We start from the raw sequence: 1401 nt of genomic DNA on the forward strand, positions 1-1401 counted from the left end.
AATCTCATAAAAAATCTAATTTAATAGGGTTCAAACATAATTTATATATGTATTATGTTTGAACCCTATATCTATTTATTTTTTACTAATATCATTTAAAATGTCTCGCAATTCTTCAATTTCTTTGTTATTTAATTCTTCATTTTTCGCAAAATTAAGCACTAAACTTTTCATATCCCCTCCATACAATTTATTAAGAAAGGTTTTAGCAGTTTTCATTTTAATATCATCTTCTTTAATAATTGATGAGTAAAAATAAATATTATTATATTTATATCGTTTTATAATCTCTTTTTTATATAGTCTTGTAATTAATGTTCTAATCGTCTTATCGCTAACTTCTTTATTTTTTTGAATCTCAACTACAATTTCATTAGCTGATACTGATTTTTTATTCCATATTATATTCATAACATCCCATTCAGCCATAGATATTTCAACTTGCTTATTGGCCATTTAAAACACCCATTTCTTTTAATATTTTTTCATTTATTAATTTAGCATTTTCACCAGAGGCTTTTTCATCTGATAAATGTGTAGAAAAATAATACTTATCATGATTTGTAATTACGTAACCTACAAACCACCCATTATTATATTTCCCGTTTACTATACCTGTACCTGTTTTCCCATACAATTCATAATTTTCATTTTTTCTAATCAATAACGAAGAAGATAATTGTTTCTTTTCATTTTTACTAAAATGGTTATTTTGTTCCATCATATTTTTTAAAACTATTACTTGTTCAAGATTAGATATTTTCAAACTATCTTCCAACCAATAGGCTTTATAACTTCCCAAATTTTTATTACCATAATTTAATTGCTTGAGTTGATCAGAAGTATAGTTCTTTGATAATTGATTACTAATACGTTCGAAGTACCAATTAACTGAGTTTTGTATTGCCGTATTTAAATCTTGATCCTTATTCCAAGAATCGAAAGGATAATGATTATGATTCCATGACATACGTGAATTTTTATCACTTATAATATGACGGTCAAGTCCAAACAGTGCTAAATAAATTTTGTAAGTTGAATCAGGAGAATATCTTTTTCTACTTTCTTTTTCATTATAAATATAGTATTTGTCTTTCTTCATGCTGTACATAACGAAAGATCCACTATTTGAACCAAAATTTTTACTTTCATCTAAAATTTGGTAATCGCTTTGCAAGGGCTTTTTATAATTATAATCAGTTAAGGATTGCCCCATTAAAAACTGGCTTTGAATTATCATGATAAAAAAAGTAAAAATACAAATAAAAATTAGAATTAATTTTGACTGCTTTTTCAAATTGGCTTCTTTTATATTAATTAATCTTCTTTTGAGTAATGATTTTTTACCATTAAATGAATGGCTTAATATATTTTTGTTGAAAAATGGGGTTTTTAGTACGG

The 1401-nt window shown here is 24.9% G+C and carries 2 protein-coding genes; both read right to left on the reverse strand.

What is annotated here, in order from left to right:
* Nucleotides 1–75: 75 nt before the first annotated feature.
* Entirely contained in the window at nt 76–456 is a 381-nt protein-coding gene (blaI, locus tag ACIBF5_RS32705; RefSeq protein ID WP_001284658.1) for a penicillinase repressor BlaI, read from the reverse strand.
* Nucleotides 446–1401: penicillin-binding transpeptidase domain-containing protein (locus tag ACIBF5_RS32710; protein WP_396816756.1), on the reverse strand; the 956-nt coding region annotated here is incomplete at its 5' end. The genes blaI and ACIBF5_RS32710, both read right to left, overlap by 11 nt.

Origin of the sequence: Micromonospora sp. NPDC050417 (genome assembly GCF_044458865.1) — a bacterium.
Taxonomy (GTDB): domain Bacteria; phylum Actinomycetota; class Actinomycetes; order Mycobacteriales; family Micromonosporaceae; genus Micromonospora_G.